Genomic DNA, 6,119 nt, shown 5'->3' with positions numbered 1-6,119 from the left:
CTCGGCCATCATGTGCTGCTCACGCTCCAACCGCTCCGCACGCTCACGCAACCGCTCCACCAACTCACGCCGCGTACCGATCCACAAACCGGCGATGGTCGGTAGGACCAGGATGAACGTGGCCGTCATGACGAAGGAGATCACCGCGGAGTTGAACACGCTCGCCACGGCCAGGCACCCCAGGGCGAACCAGCCGGTGAGGACCTTGCGGTCATTGAAGTGGGCCGGGTAGGAGTACAGGCCCACCATCAGCGGGATCGGGTTGCCGTACAGCGCCAACATCAGCAGCCCGGTCAACAGCAGCCACCTCGGGGCACTGCGCCGCCACAACATCGTCAGCGAGGCCAGGACCCCGGGCACCACGAAGGCGAGGACTCCCCCGAGCAGGGTCCACCACATGCTCGGCAGGGAGTCCATGAACCTCCCGTAGACCCCGAACAGCGCCGAGAGGACGCCCAGTCCACCGCCGACCCCGGCCAGCATCGCCAGCCCACTGAAGGGCAGCGTGAACAGGGCGAAACACCAGTCGGCGATGCGCAGCCGACGGTTCCACCACCACATCCCGTTTCGCCGCGCCAGTGTCTTGGCACGGTCCACCTGTTCTCTCAGCGGGGTTCTCACGCGACCGAGTGTAGGCCGGGGCCGGGTCGTCGCCATCAGCCCCTCGGACCGTCGCCCCGTTCACCGGCCGGCGACGTTTCGCCTGCCCATAGGCGATCCGGGGCCGTGACGGTTCACCCGAGCCGACGGAACCCCCGACGAAAGTAGGGGGGACCGCCCCCCACTTAGGCGTCCCGGACCCGTACCAGGACATGCCTTTGGCCCATACCCGGTTCGGCCCGTGGACGGAGGTTTCGAGCGTTTCTCGAACCTAGCGTGACGAGCACGCCCGAACACGACCCCCGCCCCCGGCCGCACAACCCGGCCGCATGATCCAGGAGTCATCTCCGCTATGCTCCGCACCACCCTGGCCGGCCTTCGACTGCACAAGGCCCGCTACGTCACCACCGCCCTCTCCATCCTGCTCGGAGTCATGTTCATCTCCGGCACCATCGTCTTCGCCGACACCCTCGAAGCCGGTTACGACGAGTCCGTGATGGGGTCGGCCACCTCCGTCGACGCCATCGCCGTGCCCGCCCAGAGGCAGGACGAGGCGGGAGCGTTCCTGGAACCCGAACCGCTCACCGAGGAACACCTGGAACAGATCCGCTCCCTGGACGAGGTCGCCGCCGCGGACGGTGTGGTCGACGGCCACACCGTCCTGCTCGACGCCGAGGGACACGCCGTCGGCGCCGTGCCTCCCATGGGCGTCTCCGTGGGCGAGGCCACCCGTTTCACCGCGAAGAAGGGCGTCCTGCCCACCGCCGAGGACGAGGTCGCGCTGGGCACCACCATCGCCTCCGAGACCGGGTTCGAGGTGGGCGACACCGTCACCCTGCTCGACCCCGATAGCCGGGAACAGGAGTTCACCGTCACCGGACTGGTCGACTTCGGCATCGACCCCGAATACGGCTTCGGCGGCACGGTGGTCATGACCGAGGACGTCGCCCGGCGGATGACCGGGGCCGAGGGCTTCGGCGAGATCGACGTCCTGGCCGCCGAGGGCGCCACCGACGAACAGGTCGCCACGAGCGTCGCGGACCTCCTGGGAGACACGGCCCAGGTCCGGACCGGCGTCGCCTACGGGGAGGAGATCTCCGGGCTGGGAGGCGGCGAGAACGTGATCCTGCGCATCTCCCTGCTGTTGTTCGGCGTGATCGCGATGTTCGTCGCCTCCATCGTCATCTACAACACGTTCGCGATCCTCATCGCCCAGCGTCAGCGTGAGATGGCCCTGCTGCGCTGTGTGGGCGCCAAGCGCGGCCAGGTCTTCCGCTCGGTGCTGGTCGAGTCCTTCGTGGTGGGCCTGGTGTCCTCGGCCCTGGGTGTACTGGCCGGGATCGGCGTGGGCTACCTCGGCGCCTGGATCGGCGGTCCTCTGATGGGCGCCGACGTGGTCTCCTCGGTGGTGATCGATCCGAACGCGATCCTGGCCGGCCTGCTGATCGGCACCCTGATGACGGTGTTCTCCGCCTTGGTCCCGGCCCTGCGCGCCACCCGGGTGTCCCCGTTGGCGGCGCTGCGCACGAGCGCCACCGCGACCGGACTGGAGGAGGGCACCGGGTGCCTTCGCGCGGGGTTCGGTGTGCTGACCTTCGTGGTCTCGGGTGTGATGGTCACCGGGGTCCGGCTCATCGGGCCGAACCCGATGAACCTGTTCGTCGTGACCGCTGCGGCGCTGCTCGCCCTCCTCGGCGTGGTCGTACTCGGACCACTGCTGGTGCGCGCCATCGTGCGCGTCCTGGGCTTCCCGCTACGCCGCCTGGGTGTGCCGAGCAGGCTCGCGGTGGACAACTCCAGCCGCAACCCACGTCGCGCCGCCACCGCCATGATCGCCCTCACCGTGGGCGCCACCCTCATCACCGGTTACTCGGTGGTGAGCGCCTCGGTCGAGTCGACCCTGACCCGGTTGTTGGACGACGCGTTCTCGGAGGACTATCATATCGAACACCAGTTCGACCCGAATGCGGCGGCCACGGACGACACGTCGTTCGTACCCGACCAGGTGCGCCTGGACTTGATGGAGGAGCCGACCGTCGCGTCGGTGTTCGGTGTACGTCGCGATTACACCGAGTCCGACGCCGCCATGGAGGGGACCGACGGAACCATCCCGGTCACCGCCTACAGCGGCGCGGAGATGGGTGTGGACATCACCCCCGAACTGGCGGAGGGCGACCTGGCCGATGTGGGCCCGGGCACCGTGGCCATCTCCGAGGAGTTCGCCGGGGACAGGGGCGCGGGCGAGACCATCACTCTGGCCTCCCCCGAAGGCGACCTGGAGTTCGAGATCGTCGCGGTGGCCGAGAACATGCAGGCCGTCTTCGGGGTGGTCGTCACCGTCGAGGAGTACGAACGGATCTTCCCCGAGGGGACCGGTGACTCCTACTTGATGGTCCAGGGCACCCAGGACGCCGACCCCGCCGAACTGCGCGAGGCCGTTTACTCGTCCGTGGACGACCACCCGACGTTGCAGGTCGATTCATTCACCGAGGTCAAGAACCAGTTCTCCCAGATCATCGACACCGCCTTCTACACGATCACGGCGATGCTGGGTCTGGCCATCGTCATCGCGGTGTTCGGCATCTCCAACACGATGGCGCTGTCCGTGCTGGAACGTACGCGTGAATCCGCGATGCTGCGGGCCTTGGGGCTGACCAAGGCCCAATTGCGCCGGATGCTCGGTATCGAGGCCGTGCTTTTGAGCCTGATCGGCGCCGGGGTGGGCATCGTCCTGGGCGTGGTGTTCGGCTGGGCGGCATGCATCGCGGTGCTGCCCAACCTGGTGTTCGCTTTCCCCGGTGCGCAGATCGCGGTGTTCATCGCGGTGGCGATCCTGGCCGGCCTGCTGGCCGCGGTACTGCCGGCCCGCCGGGCCGCGGGCACCTCCATCACCGGCGCGCTCGCGAGCGAATAGCGCCACCGTGTTCGGTTCCGGTCCGATCGGGGCAGGAGGGACCCATGAGTGGATCGGTCTCGACGCCGTCATCCGCGGGGCGAGTGGCCTGGGGTACGCCCGCGGCGCGGTGGATGCTGACGGCCACGGTCCTGGCCTCGGGCATGGCGTTCCTGGACTCGACCGTGGTCACCGTGGCGCTGCCCGCCATCCAACAGGACCTGGACACCGGGTTGTCCGGGCTGCAGTGGATCGTCAACGGGTACATGGTGACGTTGTCGGCGCTGATCCTGCTGAGCGGGTCGCTGGCGGACCGGTTCGGTCGGGTGCGGCTGTTCATGATCGGGGTTGCGGTGTTCGCGCTCGCCTCGGCGCTGTGCACGTTCGCTCCGACGTTGGGGTGGTTGATCGCCGGGAGGGTCGCCCAGGGGGTGGGCGGTGCGCTGCTGACCCCGGGGAGCCTGGCCATCCTGCAGGCGGGTTTCCGGGAGGACGACCGGGCACGGGCGATCGGCGCGTGGTCGGGGCTGACCGGTGTGGCCTCGGCGGTGGGCCCGTTCGTGGGCGGGTGGCTGGTCCAGATCGGCGACTGGCGGTTGATCTTCCTCATCAATCTGCCGCTCGCGGTCGTGGTGCTCCTGATCGCCCACTTCAAGGTGCCCGAATCGCGAGGCGGCTCCGCCACGGGAGGCCTGGACTACGGTGGCGCTCTGCTGGGTGTGATGGCACTGGGCGCGATCACCTACGCGCTGATCCAGTGGGGCGCCGAGGGCGGTACCCCGGCGGTGTGGACCGGCGCGGTCGTCGGTGTGCTGGCGCTCGTCGCGTTCCTCCTGGTGGAGTCCCGAAGGCGCGACCCCATGCTGCCGTTGGACCTGTTCCGGTCGGTGCCGTTCAGCGTGACGAACGCGTCCACGGTGGTGATCTACGCGGCCCTCGGGACACTGCTGTTCCTGATGGTCATCTACCTGCAGGAGGTCGCCGGCTACTCACCGATCGCGGCGGGGGCCGCGTCCCTGCCGTTGACGATCCTGATGCTGACGCTCTCGGCCCGTTCCGGGAAACTGGCCGCGAAGATCGGTCCACGCCCCCAACTGGTGGTGGGTCCGCTGCTGTTGGCGGGTGGGCTGGTGTGGCTGTCGCGGATCGGCGAACCCGCGCCCTACCTGTCCGAGGTCTTCCCCGGTGTGCTGCTGGTGGCGTTGGGCATGTCCACGACGGTGGCGCCGCTGACGGCGACGGTACTGGCCTCGGTTCCCGAACGGCACGCCGGGCTGGCGTCGGGGGTGAACAACACGTTCGCGCGCGGGGCACAGCTGATCGGCGTGGCGGCGATCCCGGCGCTGGCCGGGATCGGCGGCGCGACCGGAGAGGGCGGTGGTTCGGAGGGGACCACGGGGTTGGCCGAGCACTTCGGCACGGCGATGCTGATCCTGGCCGCGTTGGCGGTGGCCGCGGCGTTGTGCGCGCTGGCGTTGCCGCGTGGTCGGATGCCGGCGGCCGTGGAGGCCGCCGCCCGGGGGTCGGTACCCGAGTCCGAGTCGGCCGCGGTGGAGGAGCTTCCCTACGATCGGCCACTGCGCTTTTGTGGTGTGTCGGGGCCGCCGATGCGGTCCTGCCCCGGATCCAGCGCGGGTGTGAGCGGGGATGGGGACCACCCCGGTTCGTCGGGTCAGTCCTCCTCGTAACCCTCGGGTGGCCGGTCGGTGACGGCGTCGGGGTCGGGGACCACGCTCAGGGCCGCCTCCTCCGCGCTGCGCTCACCGCCCCAGCGTTGACGCGGGATGGCCGCCCCCAGGTGTTCGGCGCGAAGACCGTCGGCGATCCCGCTCCGACCACGGCTGTCGTCGGCCACGAAGTCGTAGTCGAGGATGTTGAACTCGGAGTCGAGGACCATGTCGCGTTGGGCGACCTCCGTCGCCTGTGGGTCGTCCCCGAGGTCCAGGTCCACTTCGTAGGGGTGTTCCTTCACTTCGGTCTCCTCCCCCTTCTCCTACACCAGGTGTGACCTCGATCATCGCACCGGTTCCCGCCCGTGTGAAGGGTGGGGACGAGGAAGCGTCGGACCCCGGGTACCCGTGTCGGGGCCCCGGGGTCCGACGTGACCGATCAGGCGTCGGGTTCGTGGGGATCGGCGGGATCGTCCGCGTCCGGAACATAACCCCGCTGGTCCCGGGTCCGGTCCGGGCGCCCGTGGCGGGTCGCCGGCGAGAACTCGTCCCGCACCGCACCGGTCTCGGGGTCCTCGAAACGTCCGTCCCGGACGGCGGCTCCCTCTCCGGTGTCGCCGGCGGAACCGTCGTCGACCACCTGGAGGGCCTCCTCCTCGGTGGTCCGTGTCTCCCCACCCCAGTTCTCCTTGGGGTAGACGTCGCCGCGCTCGTCCCGCACGGCCTCGTCGATACCGCGGCCGCCACGGCTGTCATCATCCTTGAAGTCGTACCGCTGGATGTTGTGGTCGGGTTCGATGCGCCGCTCGATCTCCTCGGTCTGGCTCAGTTCCGGGTCGTCCCCCATGTCGGTGTCCACGTCGTAGTGCTTGTCGACCATCGCGTCCACCTCCTCCTTCTCCTTGGTACCCAGGTTCAGGGAGGTGACAAGGAAATGTGAGGACATCCACCGGACG

The 6,119-nt window shown here is 69.1% G+C and carries 4 protein-coding genes and 1 pseudogene; 2 read left to right on the top strand and 3 right to left on the bottom strand.

What is annotated here, in order from left to right; all coding sequences use genetic code 11:
- Positions 1 to 621, bottom strand: a pseudogene (locus ABZ717_RS05080) (sensor histidine kinase); the annotation flags it as partial.
- A 331-nt stretch (positions 622 to 952) separates the two neighbouring features.
- Between ABZ717_RS05080 and ABZ717_RS05075 the strand changes: the two are divergent.
- Positions 953 to 3,514, top strand: coding sequence for an FtsX-like permease family protein (locus ABZ717_RS05075; protein WP_358505798.1), 2,562 nt, complete (start codon positions 953 to 955; stop codon positions 3,512 to 3,514).
- A 44-nt stretch (positions 3,515 to 3,558) separates the two neighbouring features.
- Positions 3,559 to 5,181 (top strand): MFS transporter, encoded by a 1,623-nt coding sequence (locus ABZ717_RS05070; RefSeq protein WP_358505795.1) that lies wholly within the window; start codon positions 3,559 to 3,561, stop codon positions 5,179 to 5,181.
- On the opposite strand, the gene ABZ717_RS05065 is transcribed toward ABZ717_RS05070, so the two are convergent.
- Both ABZ717_RS05065 and ABZ717_RS05060 read right to left on the bottom strand, forming a co-directional pair.
- A complete protein-coding gene (locus ABZ717_RS05065) occupies positions 5,166 to 5,465 on the bottom strand; it encodes a hypothetical protein (RefSeq protein WP_358505792.1) in 300 nt (99 codons plus the stop codon). The two genes, ABZ717_RS05070 and ABZ717_RS05065, sit on opposite strands and share 16 nt — an antisense overlap.
- 137 nt (positions 5,466 to 5,602) lie before the next feature.
- Entirely contained in the window at positions 5,603 to 6,109 is a 507-nt protein-coding gene (locus ABZ717_RS05060; protein ID WP_358505789.1) for a hypothetical protein, read from the bottom strand.
- Positions 6,110 to 6,119: the final 10 nt, after the last annotated feature.

The sequence above is a fragment of the Nocardiopsis sp. NPDC006832 genome (assembly GCF_040635885.1).
GTDB lineage: Bacteria > Actinomycetota > Actinomycetes > Streptosporangiales > Streptosporangiaceae > Nocardiopsis.
This window is presented reverse-complemented; position numbering and strand designations above follow the sequence as displayed.

Coding starts and splice junctions, on each gene's coding strand:
- ABZ717_RS05075 (WP_358505798.1), top strand. CDS start 953: ATGCTCCGCACCACCCTGGCCGGCCTTCGACTGCACAAGGCCCGCTAC.
- ABZ717_RS05070 (WP_358505795.1), top strand. CDS start 3,559: ATGAGTGGATCGGTCTCGACGCCGTCATCCGCGGGGCGAGTGGCCTGG.
- ABZ717_RS05060 (WP_358505789.1), bottom strand. CDS start 6,109: ATGTCCTCACATTTCCTTGTCACCTCCCTGAACCTGGGTACCAAGGAG.